Origin of the sequence: Streptomyces sp. AA4, from assembly GCF_000158875.1 — a bacterium.
In the GTDB taxonomy this organism is placed as follows: Bacteria; Actinomycetota; Actinomycetes; order Mycobacteriales; family Pseudonocardiaceae; genus Amycolatopsis.
Genome location: NZ_GG657746.1, coordinates 4061111 through 4087213, shown reverse-complemented (window position 1 = coordinate 4087213; position 26103 = coordinate 4061111). Strand labels below are relative to the sequence as shown.

27 protein-coding genes and 1 pseudogene are annotated in these 26103 nt (G+C 70.5%); 16 read left to right on the top strand and 12 right to left on the bottom strand.

All coding sequences use genetic code 11. The features are described 5' to 3' along the window. Positions 1–44 precede the first annotated feature (44 nt). The 3 genes from SSMG_RS18825 (at position 45) to SSMG_RS18815 (ending at position 2890) form a co-directional block, all read left to right on the top strand. Positions 45–755 carry an SDR family NAD(P)-dependent oxidoreductase gene (locus SSMG_RS18825; protein ID WP_009078466.1) on the top strand — a complete coding sequence of 237 codons (711 nt, stop codon included), beginning with the start codon at positions 45–47 and terminating at the stop codon, positions 753–755. Positions 756–1395: 640 nt separating this feature from the next. Next, positions 1396–2421 (top strand): tyrosine-type recombinase/integrase, encoded by a 1026-nt coding sequence (locus SSMG_RS18820; RefSeq protein WP_050788219.1) that lies wholly within the window; start codon positions 1396–1398, stop codon positions 2419–2421. A gap of 4 nt (positions 2422–2425) precedes the next feature. Then, positions 2426–2890 (top strand): SRPBCC family protein, encoded by a 465-nt coding sequence (locus SSMG_RS18815; RefSeq protein WP_037714150.1) that lies wholly within the window; start codon positions 2426–2428, stop codon positions 2888–2890. A 101-nt stretch (positions 2891–2991) separates the two neighbouring features. Here SSMG_RS18815 and SSMG_RS18810 read toward each other — a convergent pair whose 3' ends face one another. Continuing rightward, entirely contained in the window at positions 2992–3915 is a 924-nt protein-coding gene (locus SSMG_RS18810; protein WP_009078458.1) for a MerR family transcriptional regulator, read from the bottom strand. A 61-nt stretch (positions 3916–3976) separates the two neighbouring features. Beyond that, positions 3977–4357 (bottom strand): hypothetical protein, encoded by a 381-nt coding sequence (locus SSMG_RS18805; RefSeq protein WP_050788218.1) that lies wholly within the window; start codon positions 4355–4357, stop codon positions 3977–3979. A 66-nt stretch (positions 4358–4423) separates the two neighbouring features. On the opposite strand from SSMG_RS18805, the gene SSMG_RS18800 reads away from it, so the two are divergent. Next, positions 4424–5209 carry a glycerophosphodiester phosphodiesterase gene (locus tag SSMG_RS18800; RefSeq protein ID WP_009078454.1) on the top strand — a complete coding sequence of 262 codons (786 nt, stop codon included), beginning with the start codon at positions 4424–4426 and terminating at the stop codon, positions 5207–5209. 32 nt (positions 5210–5241) lie between these two features. Then, positions 5242–6240, top strand: a complete 999-nt coding sequence (locus tag SSMG_RS18795) for a YafY family protein (protein WP_037714147.1) — start codon at positions 5242–5244, stop codon at positions 6238–6240. Here the strand turns inward: SSMG_RS18795 and SSMG_RS18790 are convergent. Continuing rightward, on the bottom strand, positions 6173–6877 hold the full coding sequence (locus tag SSMG_RS18790) for a transglycosylase family protein (protein ID WP_050788217.1): 705 nt from the start codon (positions 6875–6877) through the stop codon (positions 6173–6175). The genes SSMG_RS18795 and SSMG_RS18790 overlap by 68 nt on opposite strands. Positions 6878–7127: 250 nt before the next feature. On the opposite strand from SSMG_RS18790, the gene SSMG_RS18785 reads away from it, so the two are divergent. The 3 genes from SSMG_RS18785 to SSMG_RS18775 all read left to right on the top strand — a co-directional run bounded on the left by SSMG_RS18785 (position 7128) and on the right by SSMG_RS18775 (position 9886). Beyond that, a complete protein-coding gene (locus SSMG_RS18785) occupies positions 7128–8528 on the top strand; it encodes an MFS transporter (RefSeq protein ID WP_037714145.1) in 1401 nt (466 codons plus the stop codon). Between the two features lie 22 nt (positions 8529–8550). Next, a complete protein-coding gene (locus SSMG_RS18780) occupies positions 8551–9312 on the top strand; it encodes a thymidine kinase (protein WP_037714143.1) in 762 nt (253 codons plus the stop codon). Between the two features lie 226 nt (positions 9313–9538). Beyond that, positions 9539–9886 (top strand): RNA polymerase-binding protein RbpA, encoded by a 348-nt coding sequence (locus tag SSMG_RS18775; protein WP_009078445.1) that lies wholly within the window; start codon positions 9539–9541, stop codon positions 9884–9886. Between the two features lie 114 nt (positions 9887–10000). On the opposite strand, the gene SSMG_RS18770 is transcribed toward SSMG_RS18775, so the two are convergent. After that, a complete protein-coding gene (locus tag SSMG_RS18770; RefSeq protein ID WP_009078443.1) occupies positions 10001–10477 on the bottom strand; it encodes a cupin domain-containing protein in 477 nt (158 codons plus the stop codon). 117 nt (positions 10478–10594) lie between these two features. On the opposite strand from SSMG_RS18770, the gene SSMG_RS18765 reads away from it, so the two are divergent. Beyond that, positions 10595–11479 (top strand): LysR family transcriptional regulator, encoded by an 885-nt coding sequence (locus SSMG_RS18765; RefSeq protein WP_037714141.1) that lies wholly within the window; start codon positions 10595–10597, stop codon positions 11477–11479. Here the strand turns inward: SSMG_RS18765 and SSMG_RS18760 are convergent. Next, positions 11439–12605 (bottom strand): MFS transporter, encoded by a 1167-nt coding sequence (locus tag SSMG_RS18760; RefSeq protein WP_199786266.1) that lies wholly within the window; start codon positions 12603–12605, stop codon positions 11439–11441. The two genes, SSMG_RS18765 and SSMG_RS18760, sit on opposite strands and share 41 nt — an antisense overlap. A gap of 94 nt (positions 12606–12699) precedes the next feature. Between SSMG_RS18760 and SSMG_RS18755 the strand changes: the two genes are divergently transcribed. The 3 genes from SSMG_RS18755 to SSMG_RS46980 all read left to right on the top strand — a co-directional run bounded on the left by SSMG_RS18755 (position 12700) and on the right by SSMG_RS46980 (position 14652). Further along, complete coding sequence (locus tag SSMG_RS18755; protein ID WP_037714139.1) at positions 12700–13137, top strand: helix-turn-helix domain-containing protein; 438 nt, start codon at positions 12700–12702, stop codon at positions 13135–13137. Positions 13138–13210: 73 nt separating this feature from the next. Continuing rightward, entirely contained in the window at positions 13211–13561 is a 351-nt protein-coding gene (locus SSMG_RS18750) for a helix-turn-helix transcriptional regulator (protein WP_009078435.1), read from the top strand. After that, a complete protein-coding gene (locus SSMG_RS46980) occupies positions 13558–14652 on the top strand; it encodes an SRPBCC domain-containing protein (protein WP_009078434.1) in 1095 nt (364 codons plus the stop codon). The genes SSMG_RS18750 and SSMG_RS46980 overlap by 4 nt, the downstream gene beginning before the upstream one ends. A 4-nt stretch (positions 14653–14656) precedes the next feature. On the opposite strand, the gene SSMG_RS18740 is transcribed toward SSMG_RS46980, so the two are convergent. Genes SSMG_RS18740 through SSMG_RS18730 form a run of 3 tightly spaced genes read right to left on the bottom strand, consistent with a single transcriptional unit; the run spans position 14657 to position 18610 of the window. Further along, positions 14657–15424 carry a polyprenol monophosphomannose synthase gene (locus SSMG_RS18740; protein WP_009078432.1) on the bottom strand — a complete coding sequence of 256 codons (768 nt, stop codon included), beginning with the start codon at positions 15422–15424 and terminating at the stop codon, positions 14657–14659. A 23-nt stretch (positions 15425–15447) separates the two neighbouring features. Beyond that, positions 15448–17067 (bottom strand): apolipoprotein N-acyltransferase, encoded by a 1620-nt coding sequence (gene lnt, locus SSMG_RS18735; RefSeq protein WP_037714136.1) that lies wholly within the window; start codon positions 17065–17067, stop codon positions 15448–15450. 10 nt (positions 17068–17077) lie between these two features. Beyond that, positions 17078–18610, bottom strand: coding sequence for an amidohydrolase (locus tag SSMG_RS18730; protein WP_199786265.1), 1533 nt, complete (start codon positions 18608–18610; stop codon positions 17078–17080). A 190-nt stretch (positions 18611–18800) separates the two neighbouring features. Here SSMG_RS18730 and SSMG_RS18725 point away from each other — a divergent pair, with 190 nt between their 5' ends. From SSMG_RS18725 to SSMG_RS18715, 3 genes are all read left to right on the top strand, one after another. After that, positions 18801–20192, top strand: coding sequence for a KamA family radical SAM protein (locus SSMG_RS18725; RefSeq protein ID WP_009078426.1), 1392 nt, complete (start codon positions 18801–18803; stop codon positions 20190–20192). 205 nt (positions 20193–20397) lie between these two features. After that, the gene (locus SSMG_RS18720) at positions 20398–21372 is read left to right on the top strand and encodes an alpha/beta hydrolase (protein ID WP_009078423.1); all 975 of its coding nucleotides are present in this window, start codon (positions 20398–20400) and stop codon (positions 21370–21372) included. Positions 21373–21452: 80 nt separating this feature from the next. Further along, on the top strand, positions 21453–22541 hold the full coding sequence (locus SSMG_RS18715) for a GlxA family transcriptional regulator (RefSeq protein ID WP_009078422.1): 1089 nt from the start codon (positions 21453–21455) through the stop codon (positions 22539–22541). On the opposite strand, the gene SSMG_RS18710 is transcribed toward SSMG_RS18715, so the two are convergent. The 4 genes and pseudogenes from SSMG_RS18710 to SSMG_RS18700 form a co-directional block, all read right to left on the bottom strand. Beyond that, positions 22498–23418: an NAD-dependent epimerase/dehydratase family protein gene (locus tag SSMG_RS18710; RefSeq protein WP_009078419.1), complete on the bottom strand. Its 921-nt coding sequence runs from the start codon at positions 23416–23418 to the stop codon at positions 22498–22500. The genes SSMG_RS18715 and SSMG_RS18710 overlap by 44 nt on opposite strands. A 40-nt stretch (positions 23419–23458) precedes the next feature. Then, positions 23459–23905 carry a hypothetical protein gene (locus SSMG_RS46205; protein WP_009078418.1) on the bottom strand — a complete coding sequence of 149 codons (447 nt, stop codon included), beginning with the start codon at positions 23903–23905 and terminating at the stop codon, positions 23459–23461. Between the two features lie 25 nt (positions 23906–23930). Beyond that, positions 23931–24239 (bottom strand): annotated as a pseudogene (locus SSMG_RS47680) (alpha/beta fold hydrolase); the annotation flags it as partial. Next, positions 24226–25434 carry a trans-acting enoyl reductase family protein gene (locus SSMG_RS18700; protein ID WP_009078416.1) on the bottom strand — a complete coding sequence of 403 codons (1209 nt, stop codon included), beginning with the start codon at positions 25432–25434 and terminating at the stop codon, positions 24226–24228. The gene SSMG_RS18700 and the pseudogene SSMG_RS47680, both read right to left, overlap by 14 nt. 70 nt (positions 25435–25504) lie before the next feature. On the opposite strand from SSMG_RS18700, the gene SSMG_RS18695 reads away from it, so the two are divergent. After that, positions 25505–26080: a TetR/AcrR family transcriptional regulator gene (locus tag SSMG_RS18695; protein ID WP_009078415.1), complete on the top strand. Its 576-nt coding sequence runs from the start codon at positions 25505–25507 to the stop codon at positions 26078–26080. The last annotated feature ends 23 nt before the right edge of the window (positions 26081–26103 follow it).

Genomic DNA, 26103 nt, shown 5'->3' with positions numbered 1-26103 from the left:
CGGCGCTTGACCTTGTCCGCGCTCCAGCACATACGTTCGCCGCCATGACCACAACATTGATTACCGGTGCTACCAAAGGACTCGGCTACGAAACCGCCCGCCGTCTCGTCGCCGCCGGACACACCGTCTACGTCGGCGCGCGCGACGCCGCCCGCGGCCAGCGAGCGGCGGAGGAACTCGGCGCACGGACCGTCCAGCTCGACGTCACCGACGAAGCGTCGGTCCTCGCCGCGGCGAAAACCGTCGAGGCCGAAGGGGGACTGGACGTCCTCGTCAACAACGCGGGCATCGCCGTCGAACTGAAGAGCGACGGGGAACCGGTCGGTGCGGGCGAAACGACCGCCGACCTGATGCGGACCACGTTCGAGACCAACGTCTTCGGCGTCGTGCGCGTCCTGCACGCGTTCCTGCCGCTGCTGCAGCGATCGTCCGCGCCGGTCGTGGTGAACGTCAGCAGCGCGCTGGGCTCGCTGGGCCGGATGACGGACCAGGCGACACACCAGTACGCGTACCGCGGCATGGCGTATCCCGCGTCGAAGACTGCGGTGAACATGGTGACTGTGCAGTACGCGAAGGCGTACCCGGGAATCCGGATCAACGCCGTCGAACCCGGCTACACGCGGACGGACATCAACCGACGCCAAGGCGGCCAGCCGGTCGAACAGGGCGCGGAGATCATCGTCCGGATGGCGCAGATCGGAACCGACGGACCGACCGGCACCTACACGGACATCGACGGCCCGTTGGCCTGGTGAGTTGTCCCTGCAGCCGGGGCAGCGCCTTCAACGGCTTACTTGACATAATGTACATTATCGGCGTTTTGTCGACCTGCTGATCAGCGGGTTGAGGAGAGGCTTCCCAAGGGTCTGATGCGCTTGCATGACTTGCTTCTGTGCGCATCGGCGCGAGACTCGGACGCTCCTGGACTCATTGGGCATTGGCTGACATCCGGCTGGGGGCAGATCGACGCCCCGGAGCCCCTGGGCGGGTTTCCGCCGGAGGGCGACCCGAGATCCCCGACGGGAACCGCCGTCCCAGTCGTGCTTAATTCGTCACCGTGACGAATTAAGCACGACTGGCTGGACATTGAGGTTGGAGCACAACAACTTTCTCGAACGCGCTGAGGACGTCTCAGGCGTCAGAAGATCCACTCGACCGCAGGAACGCGACACAGGTCCAGCCCAGCGTCAGAGCAACTCACCGCGCTGACGCGGGCCTTGAACGCGGACTTCGGGTGCCGCACCGGGAGATTCCGGCCTTGAACGGACGGACCGGAAAGTGCTGTCCCCCAAGGGGATTCAGCCCCTCCCAGGCCCTTCCGCGGCCATGTTTCATGCATAATCGCTATTATGCATCATATATCAGACAACGGGTAGCGTCGAAATTGTCGGTGCTGTGCGGTACAAGATCACTATGCTCGTTTCCGAGGCACAGCAAGCGTTCTTCGCGGCACGGCGGCCGCGCAAGGACTCGCCGCACACCACTGCCGCCTATCGGCGCGACCTCGCCGGGATCACCGCTCTCCTGCTGGCGGAGCTGGGCCGCGACGAGGTGGACGTCGAAGAGCTGACCGCGCCGGTGCTGCGGGCCGCCTTCGGCGCGTTTGCCGACAGCCACGCGAAAAGCTCGGTGTTGCGGGCATGGTCGACGTGGAACCAGTTCCTGACTTTCTGTGTGTCGGACGGTCTGCTCGCGGGCAATCCGATGGGAGCGGTCGCGCGGCCCAAGACTCCCCCGCTCACGCCGAAACCCTTGCGGGGCGAGGAAACTCCCGAGCAACTGCTGACCGCGGCGGCCGACGGTGCCCGGCGCGCACGGGATCCCTGGCCGGAGCGAGACGTGCTGGTGTTGGCACTCGGCCTGGTCGCGGGCCTGCGGGCAGCGGAAATGCGCGCGCTCACGCCGCGGTCGGTGGTCGGACGGGACGGCGAATTGCGGCTGCACGTCCACGGGAAGGGCAGCCGGGACCGGTCGATCCCGGTACAGCCAGCGCTGGCGAAGCTGATCGAGGATTATCAGGCGTCGTGCCGTCGACGGTTTCCCCGGCAACGTTTCCCGGCGAGCGAACCGCTGCTGCGAGACCGGGCGGGCAACCCGATCGGCCGCGGAGCGCTCGAGTACCTGGTGAAGTCGTGCTATCGGTGGGCGGGCCTGCACGACCGGGTGCCGACGGGGGCGAATCTCCACGCGCTGCGGCACACGTTCGCCACGCGGCTGGCCGAAGACGGGGCGACGGCGTCGGAGATCATGTCGCTGCTGGGCCACGCGAGCCTGGTGACGAGTCAGAACTACATCGAGGCGACCGGCCGGGAACAACGCGCCGCCGCGGCGAGCAACCGGACCTATCGCGCGCTCGACGGATTGGCCCGGGACGACGTTTCGCGAGAGGGCCACGCGCGGGAGGCCGATGTGATTGCATGAGCGCGTGACTGACGAACTCCCGCGCGTCGTGCGCGCCAGCCGTGAGATCGAGGCCCCCGCGGAGCGGATTTTCGAGCTCATCGCCGACCCGGCGCAGCAGCCCGGCTGGGACGGCAACGACAACCTGGCCGAGTCCGAGGCGGGCCAGCGCGTCCACGCGGTCGGCGACGTCTTCACCACGACGCTCACGAACGGCTGGATCCGGGAGAACCGCGTCGTGGAGTTCGAAGAGGCCCGCCGGGTGGCGTGGCGTCCGTCCGAGCCGGGCAAGCAACCGCCGGGACACCTGTGGCGCTGGGAACTGAACCCGATCAGCGAGACGCGCACCGCGGTGACGCACACCTACGACTGGTCCGAGCTGGATCCCGACGACACGATGCGAAACGAACGCGCCCGCGCCATGACGGCGGACAACTTGGCGGCGTCGCTGGAGAATCTGGCCAGGGTGGCGGAACTTCCGCGGTCGTAAGCGCGCTGCTTCCGAGCCCTGGTTCGGGACTCAGGTGAGCTGGGGAATGCGTGGCCTGTGGCGGTGAGTCAACGGGCCGGAGGCCAACCCCAGCCTCTCCCCTATGCCCGGTTTTGCCGTCGGTGTGCTCGCAGAGCTGCGGCGAGCCACGCGAATGCGGGCACGCTGCGCGGTTCCGGCGGGCGATTGTCGAGCAGACCCAACAGCTCCCAATAACGCTCGACGCGCGGTTCGGCGACCAGGTCGAGCCACTCGAGCAGGGCCCGCGTCTCGGTGTCATCGAGATCAGCGGGCACAATCCGGTCGAGAATCGCCCGCCCGGCGCCGGATTCCGCTGCGATCCCCTTCTCGACCGCGGGACCAGCGTGTCCGAGGACGAGCGGCCGGACGTTGAGGCCAAACTCGATGCGGTTGTCGGATTCCCCGCGGAGCACCATCTGCCGCATGGTCTGCTGGAAGTCGTCGTCGGAGACGAGTTCGGCCAGCTCGATCCAGGCGTCCACGTGGGCGGAAGTCGGGTCGTCGGGCAACCGCGGCGGCATCTCCCGCATGAACTCGGCGATGACTAGAGCGTCCGGGTCCTCGACGCCGGCGAATATCTTGTCTGCGAAGCCGTCGATGCACTGCTGCCGTTCGAGGGCCGGCAGTCGGGCGAGCTCGTGCATGAGGGCCAGTCCTTCGGTCTTGGTGTCTCGGCGGAGTGCACTGCGCAGGACCGCACGGTTCAGCCGCAAGATCTGGATCTGGGCATCGAGGGCTTCGACATGGCTCTCGGCGACTTCGGCCAGCGTGGATTGGCGATCGAGTACGTCTCGTACGGCGTCCAGGCCGAGACCGAGTTCGCGAAGTGTCCTGACCAGCCGGAGCCGAGCGATCGCATCCGCACTGTAGAGCCGATAGCCGGCCGCGGACCGGCCCGACGGCGGTATTACCCCGCTGTCGGACCAGAATCGGATCGTCCGCGCGGACAACCCGGTGCGCCGGGCAAGCTCCCCGATGGTGTAGCGGTCGGTCGCGTCGTCCATGCCCGGCACTCTGCACCTGCCACCGGCTGGAAGGTCAACTCGAATTCAGGCGGCCGCCGACTCAGCGAAGCTGCTCAAGATCCTTCGCCGCCGCAGCGATCTCCTCCGCCAGCTGGCGCATCTCCCCGGCCGACGCGCCGTCCTGGGCGGCGGTCACGATGTCTTCCGCGGCGCACCTCAGTTGGAAGAGGCGGTCCTGCAGGGCGGCGATCTCGGTGTCCGACAGCACGACGGCGTCCTCGGGCAGGCCGCTGCGCTGCAGGGCGGTCCGGCGTTCGTAGGCGCGCTGGCGACAGGATTGTCCGCAGTAGCGCCGACGGCGTCCGACGTTGCCTGCTTCGGGCAGGCGGCGTCCGCACCAGCCGCAGTGTTTCGGGGCGTTCGTGCGGCGCGGCACGACGCGTTCGTCGCCGGTCAGGGCGTGTTCGGCCAGTTCCCTCACCCGCCGGACTCTAGCTGTCCATCACGTTCTCACGACGGGGCCACACCGATGACGCAGACTGGAACCATGCGTCCACCGTTTCCGTACCTCGCCGACTCGCTCCCCCGCGCCTTCGCCCACCGCGGCTGGCATCTCGGCGACCTGGAGGGGCTGGAGAACTCGTTGCCGGCGTTCCAGCGTGCGGTCGCCGAGGGGTACCGCTATCTCGAGACCGACGTGCACGCCACGTCGGACGGGGTGGTGGTCGTCCATCACGACGCGACGCTGGACCGCACGACCGACGGGCACGGGGCGATCGCGACCCAGACGTGGGCGCAGCTCAAGGACGTCAAGATCGACGGCCGGGCGCCGTTGTCGCGGCTGGAGGATCTGCTCGAGGAGCTGCCGGACGTGTTTTTCAACATCGACGTGAAAGCCGACAGCGCCGTGGTCCCGTTCGTGCGAGCCCTGGAGCGGACCGGGGCGATCGATCGGGTCGCCGCGGCGTCCTTTTCGGACTCGCGGCTCGCGAGGCTGCGGAAGCTGGCCGGGCCGAAGCTGCTGACCGCGATGGGGCCGCGGTCGGCGTTCCTGTTGTGGGCGAACGGCTGGGCTCCGCTGCTGCAGATCAGCCGGTTCTCGGCGGGCTGGCTCGCGCAGGTCCCGGTGCGGCAGGGGCCGTTGAAAGTGGTCGACGAGGCGTTCGTGAAGTCGGCGGTGCGGCGCGGGTTCGAGGTGCACACGTGGACGATCGATGACGCGGACGAGATGCGGAAGCTGCTGGACCTGGGCGTGCACGGCATCGTCACCGATCGGCCGGACCTGCTGCGCGAGGTGCTGCGGGAACGAGGCGAGTGGAAGGTAGCGGACTGAAGCTGACCGCTACTGCAGGCAGGATCGACGGCGTGCCGAACACTTCCGCGCGGCTGTTGTCGCTGCTTTCGTTGCTTCAGGCTCGGCAGGACTGGCCGGGTGCGCTGCTGGCCGAGCGGCTGGAGGTCAGTCCGCGCACGGTGCGCCGGGACGTCGACCGGTTGCGGGAGCTGGGCTATCCGATCGTCACGACGAAGGGGCCGGACGGCGGTTATCGGCTCGACGCCGGTGCGCGGCTTCCGCCGTTGTTGTTCGACGACGACCAGGCTGTCGCGTTGGCGATCGCGTTGCAGGCGGCGACCGGCGCGGGGATCGAGGAGGCGGCCCGGCGGGCGTTGCAGACCGTGCGGCAGGTGATGCCTGCGCGGCTGCGGCATCGGGTGGACGCCTTGAGCTTCACCGCCGTCGAGCGTCCGGCGCCGCAGGCGGATCCGCAGACTCTCGTCGCGTTGAGCGCGGCCGTGCGCGCCCGGGAGGTGCTGCGGTTCGATTACGGCCCGACGGACACCCCGCCCCGGCGCGTTGAGCCGCACCATCTCGTCACGTGGGGCCAGCGCTGGTATCTGGTCGCGTGGGATCTCGACCGCGACGACTGGCGGATCTTCCGCGCGGACCGGATCACGCCGCGTACGCCGAGCGGGCCGAAGTTCGCGGAGCGCGAGCTGCCCGACGTCGCGGCGTTCGTGGCCGCGCGGTTCCGCGGGACGGATCTGTCCGGCGAATGGCCCTGTCGAGGCGAGGTGGTCCTGCGTCTCCCGGCGACGGAAGCGGCGAGCTACCTGGCCGACGGCGTGATCGAGGCGCTCGGGCCGGACCGGTGCCGGGTGAGCCTCGGAGCCTGGTCGTGGCGCGGGCTGGCCGCTTCGTTCGGCCGGGTCGACGCCGATCTCGAGGTCGTCGGCCCGGCCGAACTGAAGGAAGCGTTCCGGCAGCTCTCCGCGCGCTACGCCGAGGCGGGGCGGGTCAGCGCGGAGCCTTGCCCTCCCACGCGGCCTTCCATGTCTTCGGGCCGAGCCGGCCGGAATCGTTGATGCCGTTGGCGCGCTGCAGGTCCAGGACCGCGGTGCGGGTCTTGTCGTAGTAGCAGCCGGTGCCGCTGAAGCCGTAGCCGAAGGCGTTCATCCGCAGCTGGAACGTGCGCAGCGCGGGCGCGCAGTCGCCGTAGGCGTAGACGAGGCCGGGCCACGCGGGCGTCGCGCCGGGCGGGCCGGGAGGCGGGGTGGGCGGCGGTTTGGGCGCGGGCGGGGTCGGCAGTCCGCCGCCGCCGATGTAGGCGGATTCTTCCCAGGAGGGGACGCGCTTGCTGCGGGCGTCGCCGTCGTTGGAGAGGCCGAGCATGCCGCCGCATTCCCAGGGCTGCCAGCCGCGCATCCGGTACAGGTAGAGCGCGCGGTAGTCCTGCTCGCGGGGGCTGGCCTGGTCGGGGCGGCCTTGTCCGCCGACGCTGCGCCAGGTGGGGAGGTCGAACTGGTAGGCGCCGTAGTAGCCGTTGCCGGTGTTGATCGAGTAGCGGCCGCTCGACTCGCACATGCGGAGCTTGGCCCAGGTGCCCGAGGCGGGGTCCGCGGAGGCGGCGCCGGTGACGACGAGTTCCATGCCGAGGACGGCGACCACGAGCAGCAAGGCTCTGGCGGCGGCCCGTCTGGCAGTGCGAACGCGGTTGGTCATGCCACGCACACTAAGCACGTGGCTCATGGACCACAAGAGTCACACCACGCTCAGCAGTCTCACATGACACGCCCGGATATCGCGGCAGCGACACGCCCGGCGCGGCGTGTCGCGCGTTCCGCCGCACGGCGTGGCGGAAACCGGAAGCGACGAACCGGACACGGTTTGCCCCCTTCGGCGGTACCGACCGGGCCCGCGCCAGTAATGTCCGGCGCGACCTGGAGATTCGCGACCGAACGAGGAGCCGTGGATGACACTGGCCGAGACCCGGGACAGCAAGCGGGAACGGTGGGGCTGGTACTTCTACGACTGGGCCAACTCGCCGTTCTATTCGTCGGTCACGACGGTGTTCGGCGCGCTCTATATGAGCAGTGTCGCGGCCGCGGACGCGAAGCAGAACATCACCCTTAATGGGGACAGGGCTTGTCTCAACGCGTCCGGAGTCGACGACAAGCTCAACCACTGCGACGTGTCGCTGTTCGGCCTCCACTTCCCCGCCGGCTCGCTGTGGGGCTATCTGCTGTCGGTGGCGACGATCGTGCAGGTGCTGGTGCTGCCGATCGCGGGCGCGGTGGCCGACCGCAGCCGCGACAAGCGCAAGATCCTCGGCGGGTTCGCCGTGCTCGGCGCGGTCGCGTCGGCGCTGATGTTCTTCATGGCAGGTTCGGACTGGCAGCTGGGCGCGGCGCTGTTCGTCCTCGCGAACATCGGCTACGGCGGTTCGCTGGTCGTCTACTACTCGTTCCTCGTGGACATCGCGACGCCGGACGAGCGCGACGACGTTTCGGCCAAGGGCTGGGCGTTCGGCTACCTCGGCGGCGGGCTCGCGCTCGCGCTGCAGCTCGCGTTCTACCTCAGCCGCGAGTCCCTCGGCATCGACACCGGGCTCGCGGTGCGGATCTGCTTCCTCACCTCGGGAATCTGGTGGGCCGTCTTCACCGTCCCGACCCTGCGGCGGCTCCCCCGCGTCCACGTGCCGACCGCGACGCCCCGCGGCGTTTCGGTGCTGCGGGCCGGTTTCCGCGAGCTGCGCCAGACGCTCGGCGAGGCGAAGGCGTATCCGCTCACTCTCGCCTTCCTGGGCAGCTATCTGCTCTTCGCGGACGGGATCAACACCGTCGTGACGGTCTCGGCGCAGTACGGGAAGGACGAGCTGCGGTTCTCCGACGAGGTGTTGATCATCACGGTGCTGGTGATCCAATTCCTCGCCTACGCGGGCGGCGTGCTGCACGGCCTGCTCGCGCGCCGCCTCGGCGCGAAGCGGACGATCCTGGTCAGTCTCGTGCTCTGGGTTGCGGTTCTCGGCGGGGCGTACTTCGTGCAGCCGAGGCAGCCGTTGCAGTTCTTCGCCGTGGCGGTCGGCATCGGGCTGGTGCTGGGCGGGACGAACGCGCTGGCCAGGTCGCTGTTCAGCCAGATGATCCCGGCCGGGAAGGACGCGCAGTACTACTCGCTCTACGTCGTCGGCGAGAAGGGCACGTCGTGGCTCGGGCCGCTGGTGTTCGCCGGCGTCGGGCAGGCGACCGGGTCGTTCCGGCTGGCGATCGTCGCGCTCGTGGCGTTCTTCGTGCTCGGGTTCGTGTTCGTCGCGCTGGTGCCGGTGCGGCGCGCGATCGCGGCCGCCGGGAACCGTCCGCCGGAGGTGCTGTGAGGCCCAGATAGGGTCGGTCGTCGTGACCGCTGCAGACGACGTTGTGCTCGACGACCCCACCGACGCGCTTTCCGCGGCCCCGCCCGCCGGGGCCCGGCGCAACGGTCCGGCGCGGGGACGGCTGAAGTTCTGCTACGGCCCGATGGACTGCGGGAAGTCGACGCTCGCGCTGCAGATCGACCACAACCACGCGCGCCAGGGCCGGCGCGGTCTCGTGCTGGTCCGCCACGACCGGTCCGGCGCGCCGCAGATCACCAGTCGGATCGGGATCGTCCGGCGGGCGACCGAGGTCGCGACCGGCACCGACATCCGGGACCTGGTGCGCGAGCAGTGGGCGCGCGGGCAGCACGTGGACTACGTGATCGTGGACGAGGCGCAGTTCCTCTCCCCCGCCCAGGTCGACCAGCTCGCCGAACTCGCCGACGAGGCGGGCATCGACGTGTACTGCTTCGGCATCGCGACCGACTTCCGCAGCCGGCTGTTCCCCGGGGCCGCCCGGCTGTTCGAGATCGCCGACGAGCTCCAGCCGGTCCAGGTCGAGGTGCTCTGCTGGTGCGGGCTGCCCGGCCGGTTCAACGCGCGGGTCCGCGACGACGTGATTCTCCGTGACGGGGACACCGTCGTGGTGGCAGATACCGAACACTCCGTAGTTGAATCTTCAGCTTCAGCACGGTCTGATGCCGAAACGGTCACGGTCCGTTATCAGGTACTGTGCCGTCGCCACTTCCGCTCGGGGGATCTGGGACCCACTGTCGCCCAGCACGGTCAGTTACGGTTGTCCTAACGCTAACCTAACTAGCCCGACTGGGGGATATCCGCACTAAGAAGGCGGTATCCGCGTCACGTCAGAGGGCGAAACGACTCCCTCTGGAGGAAGCTGAAGACCACGGGTGACGCAGCTCATCGTGAGCAGCGACATGGCGTGCCGGGAATCCCTCGGATGCCTCGTTCGTTGCATAGGGTGAGCATCACCCTGGCTCCACCCGGAGCTGACTGAAAGGAATCCCACTATGGCCGACCGTGTTCTCCGTGGAAGCCGGCTGGGAGCGGTCAGCTACGAGACCGACCGCAATCACGACCTCGCTCCGCGCCGTACCGTGCGCTACTCCTGCCCCAAGAACCACGAGTTCGAGGTGCCGTTCTCCGACGACGCCGAGATCCCGACGGTGTGGGAGTGCCGCCTGCACGGCAGCGAATCCGAGATCGTCGACGGCGGGCAGCCCGAGCAGAAAAAGGTCAAGCCCCCCAGGACCCACTGGGACATGCTGCTGGAGCGCCGCTCCATCCCCGAGCTCGAGGACCTGCTGAACGAACGTCTCGCCGAGCTCAAGGGACGCCGGACCAGCCGGTCCGCTTGAGCCTCGGCCAGTAGCTGGCTCCCATCACCGAACAGGAACGGCCCCCGCGACCTCCCCCCGCGGGGGCCGTTCCGCGTCCGCGGCCGTTCTGACCGGGTGCGGCCGCCTCGCGGCTCAGGCCGCCGCGTCGGCACGGGCCTGCCGCCAGCGCGGGCTGTCGACGTAGTGGTTGTCGTACTGCTCGGAGGACGCGGCGATCTCTTTCGGGTCCGCTTCGCCGCGGGCGACCCGGTCGAGCAGCCGGTAATAGTCGAAGCGGGCCATGCCCGGGGTGAAGACCACCAGCACGTCGGCGGCGGAGCCCGCGGCCGGGCCGAAGGCGTGCGGGACGGTCGGCGGCACGGCGAGGAAATCGCCGGTTTCGAGGGTGTGCAGGTCCTCTCCGACCAAGACCTGCAGGGCGCCGTCGAGGACGTAGAAGAACTCGGCCGCGCGGGTGTGGAAGTGCGCGGGCGTGCCGAAGACGCCCGGGTTCAGGGTGGCACGGTTGGTCGTGGTGGCGGCGGAGTCGGCCAGCAGCGTGATCAGGCTGCCGGGAGCGTCGGACAGGACTTCGGCGTCGGCGGCGCGGATCAGGGTCGGTTCGGTCATCGGTTCCTCCGGGGCGGGGCGGGCTGGACAAGAGCCAGCTTTCCGCCGCTGAGCTGGGCGAACAACGGAGAAGTCGGCATCGGTTGATAAGCTCTGGGTTATCGATCGGAGGCGCGGGTGGAACACCGGGACATCGAGGTTTTCCTCGCGCTCGCCGAGGAACTGCATTTCGGCCGGACCGCGGAGCGGCTGCGGGTGTCGCAGGCGCGGGTCAGCCAGTCGGTCAAGACGATGGAGCGCCGGATCGGGGCGCGGTTGTTCGACCGCACCAGCAGGCGCGTCTCGCTGACTCCGATCGGGCGCAGCCTGGAGGCCGACATCCGGCCCGCTTACCGGCAGCTGCTGGCCGGGATCGAGCGCGCGGTCGCGGCGGGACGCGGCGTCGAAGGCACCTTGCGGCTCGCCTTCGAGGCTCCGGCGGTGGCGAATTTGATCTCCGACGTGACCAGCGCTTTCCGGGCCCAGTACCCGGGTTGCGAGGTCGACATCAGCGAGGCGCCGTTCGAGGATCCGCTCTCCACGCTCCGTTCCGGCGAGGCCGACCTGGCCGTGGTGCTGCTGCCGGTCGCCGATTCCGCGATCACGACGGGACCGGTCGTGCACACCGAGCCGATGGTGCTCGCCGTCGCGTCCGGGCATCCGTTCGCCCGCCGGGAGTTCGTCACCCTGGAAGACCTCGGCCGCGACACGGTCCTGCGCGCCGCACATCCGCCGCCCGCCTACTGGCGGGAACCGCAGGAACCGTGGGCGACGCCCGCGGGCGTCCCGATCGCCCGCGGACGCGCCTACCGCACCTTCCAGGAACTTCTGCTGGTCATCGGCGCGGGCGAAGGGATCTGCCCGCTCGCCGCGCACGCCGCGGAGTACTTCGCCCGGCCGGGCATCGCCTTCGTGCCGTTCCGCGACGCACCGCCGGCCCGGTGGGGGCTGATGTGGCGCGGCGCCGGGGAGACCGCGCTGGTCAAGGCGTTCGCGACAACTGCCGCCGAGCGCCGGCCCTAGCCCAAGCCCACACCGCGAACGCGCACCCGGCGAACGCCGCGCCCAGAACGGCGGAGCCGGTCCAGCCCGCCGCGGCGAACGCGGTGGTCGTCGCGGCCGCGCCCAGGGCGGAGCCGAGCGAATAGAAGATCATGTACCCGCCGATGACGCTGCTGGTGCGGTCCGGATGCGCCGCGGTGAGCAGGTGCTGATTGCTGACGTGCACCGCCTGCACGGCGAAATCGAGCACCAGCACGCCCAGACCCAGCACCCACAGCGACGGCTGCCCGATCGCCAGCCAGGACGCCGCCAGCAGCACCAGCGCGCCGCCGGTGACGAGGCTCGCGTGTCCCCCGTCGGCCCAACGTCCCGCGCGGGCGGCGCCCAGCGCGCCTGCCAGCCCGACCAAACCGAACAGGCCGATGTGCGCGGTGCTCAGGTGCCACGGGTCCGCGGCGAGGGGCAGCGACAACCCGCTCCACAGCGTGCCGAACGACGCGAACAGGAAGAACGCGATCAGCCCCCGCGAAACGAAAAGCGGCTCGCGGAACAGGCCGCCGAGCGAGGTCAGGACGTGGCGGTAGGTGGTGCCCTCGCGGCGCGGATCCGGCGGCATCGTCTTCAGCACCAGACCGGCGAGCGTCACCAGCAGCACCGCGAGCGCGACGTAAACGCTGCGCCAACCCCACAGTTCCGCCAGCGCGCCGGCGGCGACGCGTGCGCCGAGAATGCCGATGACCACGCCGGAGGTCACGGCGCCGAGCGTGCGACCGCGTTCGTCCGAAGTGGACAGTGCGGCGGCGTAGGCGACGGTCGTCTGCACGACCACCGCGAACAGGCCCGCGAGCGCTAAACCGGTGAGCAGCAACCAGGTTTGGGCGGCGACGGCGGCCAGCCCAGCTCCGACGGCGGTCAGCAGCAGGTGCGCGGCGATGAGCTTGCGGCGGTCGACCAGATCGCCCAGCGGAACGAGGGCGGCGAGTCCGGCCAGGTAGCCGAGCTGTCCCGCGGCGACGATCCAGCCCAACCCCGCCTCCGGCACGCCCAGGTCCCTGCCGATTTCGGCGAGCACCGGCTGAGCGGCGTAAATGCTCGCCACAGCGACCGCGCACACCGCGGCGAACACCGTCCGGCGGCCCGTGGTCAGGCCCATGAGTCCCCCAATCAGTAGCGAATTGCAACTGATCGCACCGTACGGCAGAATGGTTTCAAAGAGCAACTCATCGAGGAGGCACGCAAACGTGGACGAGAACCCGGCCTGGACCGACCCGTCGTGTCCGGTGGCCCGCACGCTGGACCTCGTCGGCGACCGGTGGAGCCTGCTGATCGTCCGCGACGCGATGGACGGCGCGCGGGCGTTCACCGACTTCCAGCAGCGCACCGGCATCGCCCGCAACATCCTCGCCGACCGGCTGCGCCGCCTGGTCGAACGCGGCGTCCTCGACCGGCAGACCGCCGAGTCGGGCAAACGGCAGGTCTACTCGCTCACCGCGGCCGGGCGCGACCTGTTCACCGTCGTCGTCGCGTTGCGCCAGTGGGGCGAGCGGCACGCCTTCTCCCCCGGCGAAGACCACTCCGTGCTGGTCGACGAGGCCGGACAGCCGGTCCCGCCGCTCAGGCCGGTCACGGCGAGCGGCGCGGCGGCCGACGTCGAGACGACCTCGGTGCGCAAAATCTGACTCGCTGTCGACCCTTGCCCCGGCGACCGCGCGGGCTTATTGTCAACTTGTCGCTTGATAAAGAGATCGGTTGATGAAGATGCCCGTTGACAACGTCGAGGCCCGGCTGGACCGGGCGTTCACCGCGCTGGGCGACCCGATCCGGCGCGCGCTCATCGCCCGGCTGTCGCGCGGCGAGGCGACCGTGAACGAACTGGCCGAGCCGTTCCCGGTGACGAAGCAAGCCGTGTCGCGGCACGTCCAGGTGCTGGAGGCGGCCGGCCTCATCACGCGCAGCCGAGACGGCCAGCGCCGCCCGTGCCACCTCAACGCGGCCGCCCTCGAAGAGCTGACCAGCTGGATCGACACCTACCGGCTCACCCGCGAACGCGAATACCGCCGCCTCGACAGCCTTCTCGAAGAGACCAAGGAGCAGGACCGATGAACCCGACCACCATCACCGCGCAGCCCGGCAGCCCGTTCATCGAGATCGTCCGCGAGTTCGACGCGGCGCCCGACCGGCTGTTCCGCGCCCATACCGACCCGGACCTGATCACCCGCTGGCTCGGCCCGCGCGACGTCGAGATGCGGCTCCTCGAGTTCGACGCGCACTCCGGCGGGGCGTACCGCTACGTGCACGTCGCCGCCGACGGCAGCGAGCACGCGTTCCGCGGCGTCTTCCACGCCGTGGACAGAGCCGAGCGGATAGTCCAGACCTTCGAGTACGAGGGCGCGCCCGGCCAGGTCAGCCTGGAGACCCTGACCTTCGAGGACCTCGACGGCCGGACCCGGCTGCGGACCCGGTCGGTCTTCCCGAGCGTCGAGGCCCGCGACGCCATGGTCGCGAGCGGGATGGAACGCGGCATCCGCGATTCGATGGACCGGCTCGACGAACTCGCGCGCGACGCGGACCGGCCGGCGGCGAGCCGCGTGGTCGTGGACATCTCGATGTCGCTGGACGGCTACGTCACCGCACCGGGAGCCGGGCCCGAACACGGACTCGGCATCGGCGGCGAACCGCTGCACGCCTGGGTGTCCGACCCGACGCCGCGCGATTCGGAAATCCTGCACCGCTCGTTCACCGACACGGGCGCGGTGGTCATGGGCCGCAACATGTTCGACGTCGTGGACGGCCCGAACGGCTGGGCCGACGTGGACGGCTACGGCGAAGGCGAGGACCGCATCCCCGCGCCGCCGGTGTTCGTCGTCACCCACGCCGGGCCCGGGAAAGTCCGGCTGGGCGAGCGGTTCCGGTTCGTCACCGACGGCATCGAGAGCGCGGTCGAGCAGGCGCGCGCGGCCGCGGGCGGCAAGGACGTCACCGTGGGCGGCGGCGGGTCGATCGCGTCGCAGGTCCTGCACGCCGGATTGGCGGACGTGCTGCGGATCCACCTCGCGCCGATAGTCCTCGGCGGCGGAACCCCGTTGTTCCCCGAGGAAAACTCCGCACCGGTCCGGCTGGAGCCGCTCGGTGCGGTGTCGACGCCGGGCGCCGAACACCTCACCTACCGCGTGCTGAAACAGCCGAAGCAGTAAGCCCTCAGCCTCGGCCCAGCAGCTTCTTCAGCTGGGCCAGGCGGCGCTGCACGCCCCACTCCGCGACCCGGAAGAACGCCTCGGACATGATGCCGCCGCTCATCTTCGACACGCCGATTTCCCGGTCGGTGAAGGTGATCGGCACCTCGACGATGACGAACCCGGCGTCCGCGGTGCGGCGCGTGAGGTCGATCTGGAAGCAGTAGCCGTGCGAGGCGACCTCGTTCAGCGCCAGCTTCTCCAGCACCGGGCGCCGGTACGCGCGGAACCCGGCGGTCATGTCCGCGACCTTGATGCCCAGCGCGATCCGCGAGTACAGGTTCGCCCCGCGCGAGAGCAGCGTCCGGCGCAGCGGCCAGTTCACCGTGCTGCCGCCGGGCACGTACCGCGACCCGATCGACAGGTCCGCGTCGCCGACCGCGTCCAGCAGCCGGGGCAGGTCCTCCGGCGCGTGCGAACCGTCGGCGTCCATCTCCACGAACGTCGCGTAGCCGCGCTCCATCCCCCAATGGAACCCGGCGATGTAGGCCTTGCCGAGGCCTTCCTTCGCGGTGCGGTGCAGCACGTGCACCCGCTTGTCCGCGGCCGCGCGCTCGTCGGCCAGCTCGCCGGTGCCGTCCGGGCTGCCGTCGTCCACGACGAGCACGTCGACGTCCGGGAGTGCCTTGTGGAGCCGGTCCAGCACCGGGCCGAGGTTGTCCCGCTCGTTGTAGGTCGGGATCACCACCAGCACCGGTTCGATCGATTCGGCCCCCCGCGGCGCCTGCGCCATCCGTGTCCTCCGCATCCGGCGGGTCAGCCCGCCGCTTCCCCTGCTGTGGTCCCCGTCGGCGCCGCCGTGCCGCGCCGGGTGCGAAAACGGAGCACGAACCCGCAGGCGACACCCGCGATCGCCAACGCCAGCAGTCCGTACTCCGTCCACGCACCGATTCGATCCGACAGCGTAGTCTGCGTGCGCAGCGGGACGCGCCCGACCAGGGCATCCGCCGTGAAAAGCCCGGTGGAGCTGGTGATCGTCCCGTCCGGGGCGACCAACGCGCTCACCCCGGACACCGCCGACACCACCACCGCGCGCCCGTGCTCGACCGCGCGCAGCCGCGCCATCGCCAGCTGCTGGTAGCTCATCTCCCCCGGCCCGTACCACGCGTTGTTCGTCGGCACGACGAGCAGCTCGCCGCCCGCGTTCGCCGCGTCGCGCGCGGGAGCGTCGAACGCCGACTCGTAGCAGATGAACACGCCGATCTTCGTGCCCGCGACCGACAGCGCGGCGTTGGAGCCGTCGCCGGCACGCATGTCGCGGGTGTCGTCGATGAACGGCGTCACCAATCGCGCGACGGCGCGGGCGGGCACGTATTCGCCGAAGGGCACGAGGTCCTGTTTGACGTAACGCTGTCCCGGGCCGGTGTTCGGATCCCACACGACCGCGGAGTTCTCCGCCGCCCCGTCGGGCGTGCGCACGAGCGCCCCGATGATCCCGGAGGCCCCGAAGGCGGACAGCATCTGGTCGACGCCGGGATCGTCGCCGTCGAGCGGGGTCGAGGTTTCCGGCCACAGCACCAGATCCGGCTTCGGTGCCTGTCCTGATTGGACTTTCTGCAGCAGCCGGGCGCTTTCGGCGAGGGCGTTCGCGCGCAGCACTCCGCGCTGTCCCTGCAAGGCGAGGCCGATGTCCGGGGCGTTGCCCTGCACGGACGCGACGGTGAGCGAACCGTTCTGCGCCTCGGTGCCGATCGTCGGCCACACTGCGAGCCCGGCCGCGGCGGGCAGCACGGTGAACACGGCGGGCCACACCAGCGCGCGGTCCCAGGCTTTGCGCGTGCGCCACAGCCTGGCGATGAGTGCTGCCAGGCCGAAACCGGTGAGCACGACGGCGAATCCGACCAGCGGCGCGCCGCCGACCGACGCGAGCGACAGGAACGCGCCCTCGGGCTGGCTGAACGCGACCCGGCCCCACGGGAACCCCCCGAACGGGAACCAGGTGCGCGGCGTCTCGAGCGCGACGAACACCAGCGCGCCCCAGAGCGGCGCCAGCGGCAGCCGGGCCACGACCCGGATCAGCCACCCGGCGAGTCCGAAGTAGAGCGACAGCGCGAACGACAGCGCCAGCCACGGCAGCGGTCCGAAGTCGCGGCCAAGGAAGTCCTGCAGCCACACCAGCAGCGGCACGAAGAACGCCATGCCGAACACGAAGCCGTACCCGAACGCGCCGCGGAACGACCGTCCACGAAGGACCAGCGCGAACGCGGCGAACGCCAGCGGGGCCAGCCACCACAGCGGGCGCGGCGCGAAGCTGAGGTAGTAGCCGTAACCGGTCGCCGCCGTCACCAGGACGCGCGCGAGCCAGGGCTTCCACGCCCGCTTTCGCTTGGTCTTGTGCGGAACGCCCGAATCGGCGTCCGCCACGCTCACTGCCACACCCGGAACTCTAAGCGGCCGGTGTGAACTCGTCGTAGATGACCGTGCCGCCGCGGACCGTGCGCAGGCAGCGCGGCAGCGGCGTGCCCGGCTCCAGCCTCGGCAGCGGCGGCACGCCGGAACGCGGATCGGTGGACCAGCGCTGCACGCGGCTGTCCGCCGTGGCGACGACGAGGTCGGCCGCGTCCCAGATCGCGTAGTGCGCGGGCGCGCCCGGCACGAGGCTTCCGGTGACGCCGTCGTTGACGCCCGCCGCGCGGTGTCCGGCGCGCGTGTGCGCGGTGAACGCGGCGCGCGCGGAGAGACGCGCTTCGGGAGTGTGGTGGTGCACGGCCGCGCGGACCGACGCCCACGGATCCACCGCGCACACCGGCGCGTCGCTGCCGAAGGCGAGCACGACTCCTTCGGCAGCGAGCTGCGCGAACGGGTTGAGCGCCGCGGCCCGGGCGCCGAGGCGTTCGGAGTACATGCCGGAGTCGCCGCCCCAGGCTTCGTCGAACAGCGGCTGCACGGACGCGACGACGCCCCATCCGGCGAGGGCGCGCGCCTGGTCCGCGGTGACCATCTCCAGGTGCTCCAGCCGGTGGTGCCGCGCGGCGAGGGAGCGCTGGCCGATCTGCTTCTCGGCGAGCCGGAATCCTTCGACCACCTCGCCGACCGCGGCGTCGCCGATGACGTGGAAACCCGCCTGCAGCCCGGCTTCGGTGCAGGCGACGAGATGGTCGGCGATCACCGACGCGTCGGCGTAGAGGGAGCCGGAGGTGCCGGGCTCGTCGGAGTACGGCGCGGTGAGGGCGGCGGTGCGAGAGCCCAGGGCCCCGTCCACGAAAAGGTCTCCGGCGACGCCGTGCGCGCCGAGGCGGCGGGCGGTTTCGAGGCCGTCCAGCTGGCCCCAGTAGCCGACGACCTCGGGCAGCGCCGGGTCGGCCAGTGCGAGCAGGTCGGCGAAGTCTTCCTCGCCGGAGATGTCCGGGCCCGCGCATTCGTGCACCGACACGATCCCGCGCGCGGCGGCCGTCTCGAGGAACGCGCGCTGGGCGGCCTGGCGCTGCGGCCGGGTGACCGCGTCCCGGGCCGCGCCGCGGACGAGGTGGTGGGCGGCGCGGGTGAGCGGGCCGGCGGCGGACCATCCCGCGGCGGACTCGACGCCGGGCGCGAGCTTGACGAGCGCGCTCGACACCAGGGCGGAGTGGACGTCGACGCGGCTCAGGTAGACGGGCGTGTCCCCGGCGGCGTCGTCCAGCTCGGCGCGGCTCGGCAGCCGCTGCTCGCTCCAGGACGACTCGTCCCAGCCGTGCGCGAGCAGGACCTGCCCGGGCACGACGGCGCCGCGCACCGCGGCGAGCAGTTCCGCGGAGCTGCGGACGGCGGTCAGGTCGAGGCCGGTCAGGTGCAGGCCGGTGGAGGTGGCGTGCACGTGCGCGTCCACGAACGCCGGCGCGACGAACGCCCCGTCCAGGTCGACGACCTCGGCGTCCGGGTGCAGCGCGCGGGCCGGGGCGTCCTGCCCGACCCACACCACGGTGCCGCCGGAGACCGCCATCGCGGTGGCGTCCGGGGAGGACGGGGTGTAGACGCGGCCGCCGAGCAGGAGCGTGGTGCTGTCGTTCACTCCCCGAGTCTCCCGCCTGGTCTTCCGAGCAGGACAGACCGGGTCGTCCTGCAGAAAGATTTACGGTCGACTAACGTTATGGCAGGATATTTTCACGCGTTCCCGACGACTAGGAGTACAGATGACTGCGATCCAGGAACCTGTGCCGACTGCCGCCGCCTTCGACCAGCCGTACGAGTACGTCCGCGCCGAGCTGGCAGAACCCGACTGGCGCCGCTTCCCCGGCTGGCACGACGTCACCGAGGCAGAGTGGCGGGACGCGCAGTGGCAGCGCGTGCACTGCGTGCGCAACGTCAAGCAGCTGCGGGCCCTGATGGGCGACCTGCTGGAGGACCGGTTCTACGAGGACCTGCTCGCCGACCAGCGCGAGATGGCCACGATGTCGATGCTGCTGCCGCCGCAGATGATCAACACGATGGCCCCGCACGCGGGCACCGACCCGGCGAAGGTCACCGAGGCGTTCTACGCCGACCCGATCCGCCGCTACATGCTTCCCGTGCGCAGCGACCGGCACCCGGCGTGGCCGAGCCACCCGCACGCCGAACGCGACTCGCTGCACGAGGCCGAGATGTGGGTCGTCGAGGGGCTCACCCACCGCTACCCGACCAAGGTGCTGGCCGAGATGATCTCGACCTGCCCGCAGTACTGCGGGCACTGCACCCGGATGGACCTCGTCGGCAACTCGACCGAACAGATCGAGAAGCACAAGCTCGCGCTCAAGCCGGTGGACCGCCAGGACGCCATGACCGACTACCTGAAGCGCACCCCCGGCGTCCGGGACGTGGTCGTGTCCGGCGGCGACGTGGCGAACGTGCCGTGGCCGCAGCTGGAGTCCTTCCTGATGCGCCTGATGGACATCGAGACGGTGCGCGACATCCGCTTAGCCACGAAGGCCCTCGCGGCGCTTCCCCAGCACTGGCTGCAGCCGAAGGTCACCGAGGGCTTGCAGCGGGTCGCTTTGACCGCGCAGGCGCGCGGGGTGAACCTGGCCATTCACACGCACGTGAACCACGCGCAGTCGGTGACGCCGCTGGTCGCGGAGGCAGCGCGGACGGCGTTGCAGGTCGGGGTCCGGGACGTGCGGAATCAGGGCGTGCTGATGCGCGGGGTCAACGACACTCCGGCCGCGCTGTTGGATCTTTGTTTTGCTTTGCAGGGCGAGGCCAATATCCTGCCTTACTACTTTTACATGTGCGACATGATTCCGAATGCGGAGCACTGGCGGGTCGCCGTTTGGGAAGCGCAGGAACTGCAGCATTCGATCATGGGGTATTTGCCGGGGTACGCGACGCCGCGGATCGTGTGCGACGTGCCTTACGTCGGGAAGCGGTGGGTGCACCAGCTCGCGGAATACGACCGCGACCTCGGGATTTCCTACTGGACCAAGAACTACCGGACCGGGATCGAACACGAGGACCCGGAGGCGTTGCAGCGGAAGTACCCGTATTACGACCCGATCCAGACGCTGCCCGAGGCCGGGCAGAACTGGTGGGCCGACCAGAAAACGCGCTGATTCGAGCGCTTGCCCGCGGCAGGGCGACGGATCCGCGGGCAGCCGGCTGTCTCGGGATCGGCGCCCTGCCCTGAAGAAACCGCGCGGTCAGGATCTGGCGTGTCGCAATCACCGCCAAGGGAGTCGTTCGCGGCACTCCTCTCGGACGCGGACCGTCCGTAGCGTCGAAAGGCGCAAGCGGTCCGATCCGAGGGAAGGAACTCCGATGACCGATCTTCCAGCCCCGACCACGCCGTATCTGGAGCCCGAGGCCAAGAAGCTCGCCGAGGACACCGACCCGCACCCGCGCATCTACGAGCTGCCGCCCGAGGAGGGGCGCAGGATTCTCAGCGACCTGCAGAGCGGCGAGGGTGTCGAGCGCCCGGACGTCGACGAGGAGTGGGTCGAGGTCGACGCCGGCGAGTGGGGCACCGTCCGCACCCGCATCATCAAGCCCAAGGGCGCCACCGGCCCGCTGCCGGTCGTGTTCTACATCCACGGCGCCGGCTGGGTCTTCGGCGACGACAAGACCCACGACCGCCTCTTCCGCGAACTCGCGGTCGGGGCCGGCGCCGCCGGTGTTTTCCCGGTCTACGACTGGGCGCCGGAGAAGGGGTACCCCACGCAGGTCGAGCAGAACTACGCCGTCGGCCAGTGGCTGCAGGAGAACGGCGCCGAGCACGGGCTCGACACCTCCCGTGTCGCCGTCGCCGGCGAGTCGGTCGGCGGATGCATGTCCGCGGTCTTCGCGCAGATGAACAAGGACCGCGGCGGGCTCGCGCTCAAGGCGCAGATCCTGCTCTATCCCGTGACGGGGCCGGATTTCGACACCCAGTCGTACCACCAGTTCGCGGAGCACTACTACCTCACGCGCGACGGGATGAAGTGGTTCTGGGACGCGTACACGACCGACGAGAGCAAGCGCGAGGAAAAGTACGCCTCGCCCCTGCGGGCCACCCTCGAAGACCTCGCGGGACTGCCGCCCGCACTCGTCATCACCGCGGAGGCGGACGTCCTGCGGGACGGCGGCGAGCTCTACGCGAACAAGCTCCGCGAGGCCGGCGTCGAGGTGACGGGCGTCCGCATCAGCGGGACCGTGCACGATTTCATGCTGCTGGACGGTCTGCGGGACACACCGGCCACCAACGTCGCGCGGAAGCTGTCCGTCCAGGCATTGCGCGAGGCGCTGCACCAGGAGTGACACCAGAAGGCCCGTGGGCGGCAGACTAGGCAGAGTCTGCCGCCCACCGCCGTGCCGGACACGGCATCCGAGGAGACACGATGAGCCCGACGGCCACAGGTCCGCACGTCGACGCGACCGGTGCGCGGGTGGTCGGCGAGGTCGGCCTGCTGGAGTACGCCGACTGCCAGGTCTCGGCGATCCACGGCCTCCGCGACATCTTCCGCGTCGCCAGCGAGTACGCCGTCGAATCGGCCGATCCTCCGAGCGTGATCCGGGTCAGCACCTGGACCGTGTCCGCCGCCGACGACGGGCCGGTCATGGTCTGCTCCTCGGACACCCATCCCGAGCTCGAACATCGGCTCAGCCACGTCATCATTCCGCCCAGCCTCGTCGTGCCCGAGCTGATGGCATCGGTCGGCGAACTCACCGACTGGCTCGTCGGCCTCCGGTCCGGGGGCACCACTCTCTGCGCCGTGTGCGCCGGCGTGTTCGTGCTCGCCGAGACCCACCTGCTCGACTCGCGGGACGCCACGACCCACTGGGCGTTCGCCGAGGAGCTGGCGCGGCGCTGTCCGGACGTCCGGGTGGACGCTTCCCGCATGGTGATCGACGACGTCGACCTCGTGACGGCCGCGGGGATCCTGGCCTGGGTGGACCTTGGCCTCACACTGGTCGACCGGATGCTCGGTCCCAGCGTCATGCTGCACACGGCGCGCTTCGTCCTCGCCGACCCGCCTCGCCGACGGCAGTCCCTCTACCAGGAATTCACGCCACGCCTCCAGCACGGCGACGCCGACATTCGCGAGGTGCAGGCCCGGCTGCACGCCCACCTCGACGAGCCCCATTCCGTGGAGCAGCTCGCACAGACCGCGGCGATGCACCCGCGCACCTTCCAGCGACGGTTCAAGGAGGCCACGGGCCTGACGGCGACGGAGTACCTCCAGGCGGCGCGCATCGCGAAGGCCCGCGAGTCGCTGGAGCTGACCAACGAGCCGGTCGCTCGGATCTCGCGCAGCGTCGGCTACCTCGACGTGTCGAACTTCCGGCGGCTTTTCAGCGCGCCACGGGCGTCACGCCGTCGGAGTACCGGAACCGGTTCGGCATCGCGGCACGGCTCAGCCAGGAGGGTGACCGGTCGAGCGGTCAGCCGGCGAGGATCCGCTCCACGCCCTCGCGATAGGTGGTGACCCGGAAGCCGGGGAAGCGGGCCGCGAACTTCGAGCTGTCGAAGATGTTGTCGTCGCGGTAGCGGACGAGCAGTTCGTACATCTCGTCGAGCGGTTTGACGAAGCGGCGCCCGAGGCGGAAGGCAAGCATCGGCAGCACCGTGTAGCCGATCTTGCGGCCGGTCGCCTCGGCGGCGAGCTCGACGAGCTGGGCGTAGGACAGCCGGTCCGGGTCGACCGGCAGATGCCACGTCTGGCCGTAGGCGTCCGGGGTGTTGCCGAGCAGCGCCAGCGCCCGGCTCGCGTCGGGGGTCCAGATCAGGGAGCGCTTGGCGCGGGCGTTGACCGGGACGAACGGCCGCTTGCCCGCCCTGATCCGGTCGAACACCAGCGTATTCGTGTAGCTCTTGGTCCGGCCAGGCCCGTAGAACTCGGGAGCGCGGCCGATGAGGCCCTCGACCCGGCCCGCGCGGATGGCCTCGAGCAGCATGGCGGCGAGCTCGCCGCGGACCCGTCCCTTGCGACCGCCCGGCGCGAATGCGGTCGACTCCGTCTGCGGCGCCGACGTTCCCGGATACATGTAGGTGTTGTCGAAGAAGACGAGCTTCGTCCCGTGTTCGGCGCAGGCGTCGATGACGTTGCGCATGATGACGGGGAACTGACGCTCCCACAGCTCCGAGTCCAGGGGCAGGCCGACGGTGAGGTAGGCGATCTCGCTGCCCGCGACAGCGCGGCTCGCGGCCTCGGCATCGGTGAGGTCCGCGGCCACGAGCTCGTCGGTGTCGTTGACCGGCGACGGCTTGCGGCTGACGAGCCGGATGTCCTTGGTGTGGTTGCGGTAGAGCTCGTGCACGAGCTCGTCGGCGATCGGTCCGCCAGCGCCGAGAACGGTCTGCATTCGGGTCTCCTTGAGGTGAGGGGGCGGTGTCGGCGACGGCTCAGTCGCGAGCGGCGTCGTGCCACCAGAGGACGGTGCGGTCGACCACCGCGGCCGGGGTGCGGACCCAGCCGACGTGGTCGTTGGTCGACCCCGGGGGCGACTGGTCGCCGGTGAGGTGCCAGCGGGTGACCGAGGCCGGGGCGAAGAGTCGCCGGGCGAGGTCGTCGACGGCCCCGACCGGTGACAGTGCGTCGTCGCCCAGGCTGATCACGAGGGCCGGCGTGGTGATCGGCTGCTTGATCGCGTAGGGCGGCCGGCCGGTGAGGACCATGCGCGCCCATTCGCGCATGAACGTGCGGGCCCCGGGGCCGCCGAACGCCGGCTTCGGCAGGTAGCCGAACACTGCGGTCGCCGCCGGGACCACGAGCGCCGCCAGGGCAGCGAGGTGGAGACCTCCGCAGGCGAAGTGCCGGTAGTGCGGGATCGCACCGGCGACCGTGATCACCCCGTCGGCCGGCGGGCCGGGTGAGCTCGTGCCCGGCCACGAGCTGTCCCCCGAGGCTGTGCCCGAGAAGCAGCACTGGCCGCCCGGGCAACTCCGCCCTCGCCGCGGCGACTGCCTGTGCGATGTCGTCGATCTCGTCGCGGTAGGCCCAGTCCTCGCGTCGGCTCGCCCGCGGCTCGCCGTGCTCGAACCCTCGCCGGCGCAACGCTCGGGCCTCCCACCCGCGCCGCTCGAACTCGGCGACCAGCGGGCGGTAGTAGCCGGAGCCGATGGCCATCGCCGGCGAGATGAGGACGATCGGCGGGCTGGCGCCAGCCTGGTCAGCGTCCGCCATGGGTCGCCGTCGTCGAGGAGAGCACGGTGAAGCCGATGCCGGCGTCCTGGAGCCGCCGCAGCAGGTTCTCGCCCATCGCGGCCGCGGTGGTGACCTGGCCGGCGGTGGGCGGGTTGTCGTCGAAGGCGAGGCACAGCGCCGATTCGGCCAGCATCTTGGCGGTCTCGGTGTAGCCGGGGTCTCCCCCGCTGACCTGGGCGTGCACGGTCTCGCCGCCGCCCTCGCCGACGAAGTCGACGGTGAACCAGGCGCGCTCGCGTCGCTCCGCCGATGGCCCCTCGCCTTGCGGGATGCGCCGGCCGATGGCACGGCGCAAGGGCGGGATCTGCACTGCGGCCAGGACCGCGGGGAAGCCGGCGATCGCGCCGGCGACTGTAGCGACGCGTCGGGCCCCGATGTAGTGGGAATAGGTGAAGTCCGGCCCGTAGTCCGCGCGGGCGAGCGCGGACCGCCGGACGACCTCGGGGTCGATCGTGGGCAGCGGGATCAGCCAGGTCCCGAGCACACTGTCGCGATGGGGGCGGCCGATGCGGGCGCGAACCCGGCGTCCCCGCGGCCGCGGCTCGAGCCGACGGCGTCCGGACGCGGCCCGCAGCATGGCGCGCGGTCGCGACAGCTGGCCGAGACCGGAGTGCAGGGTGCCGCCGGAGATGGCGGCGTTCGTGCGGACCACGCCCCGGAGGGCCACCGGCACGCCGGACGGCAGCTGCTGGACGGTGAAGAGCGCGCCGAGATCGTGCGGGATCGAGTCGAAGCCGCAGGCGTGGACGAGGCGAGCGCCGGTCCGCTCGGCCGTCGCGTGGTGCTCGACGTACATCCGGTCGACGAACTCGGGCTCGCCGGTGAGGTCGACGTAGTCCGTGCCGGCGGCGGCGCAGGCGGCCACGAGCGGTTCGCCGTGCTCCAGGTACGGGCCCACCGTGGTGATCACGACCCGCGCGGACTCGGCGACGCGGGACAGGGACCGGGGATCCGAGGAGTCGGCGTGGAGGAGCGCGATGTCCTCCAGCCGCTGGTTGCTCTTGAGGAGCCGGCCGCGGACGGCCTCCAGCTTGGCCCGGTTGCGTCCGGCGAGGGCGAGCCTCGCCCCGGAAGGGAGATTGGCGGCGAGGTACTCGGCGGTCAGGCCGCCGGTGAAGCCGGTGGCCCCGAGGAGCATGACGTCGTAGGGGCGCGGGTTCGTGCGTGCGGACATCGGATCTCGGCTCCTCGGGAAATGCGCTATGTTTACAGTGCTAACCGAGCGTAGAAGGGTGAAGTAAGCGATGTCAACTTCGGAGAAGGGTGGCTACCATCACGGCGACCTGCGGGCGGCGCTGCTGTCGGCCGCGATGGAGATGCTCGAGGCCGGCGAGCCCTTCTCGCTTCGGGCCGTCGCGCGCCGGGCCGGGGTGTCGCCGACGGCGCCGTACCGCCATTTCAAGGACCGCGACGCACTGGAGTCCGCGCTGGCCGCCGAAGGGTTCCGGGACCTGCTGACCGATCTGGGCGACGGGCGCAACCCGCCCGCCTCGCTTGCGGACCTGGCCGAATTCGCGGTCGCCTACGTCGCCTTCGCACTGCGGCGTCCGGCCCTCTTCCGCGTGATGTTCGGCAAGCCGTGCGACGACGCCGACGACGAGCGGGTCAAAGCCGCGGAAGCACTGCACGAACTGCTGGCCGCCGCGCTCGACCGAGTCTTCCCCGAGGCCGACGCCTCGGCGCTGGCCTCGGCCGGCTGGGGCCTCGCGCACGGGCTGGCCTGCCTGCACCTCGACGGCAAGCTGCAAGCGGCGTCAGAGAAGGAGGTCGCCGAACGGGTGCGCGGCGCCTTCCTCGCGATCGCCTCGGTCGGTCCCTGACGCGTGTCGCGTGCCTCGCACCA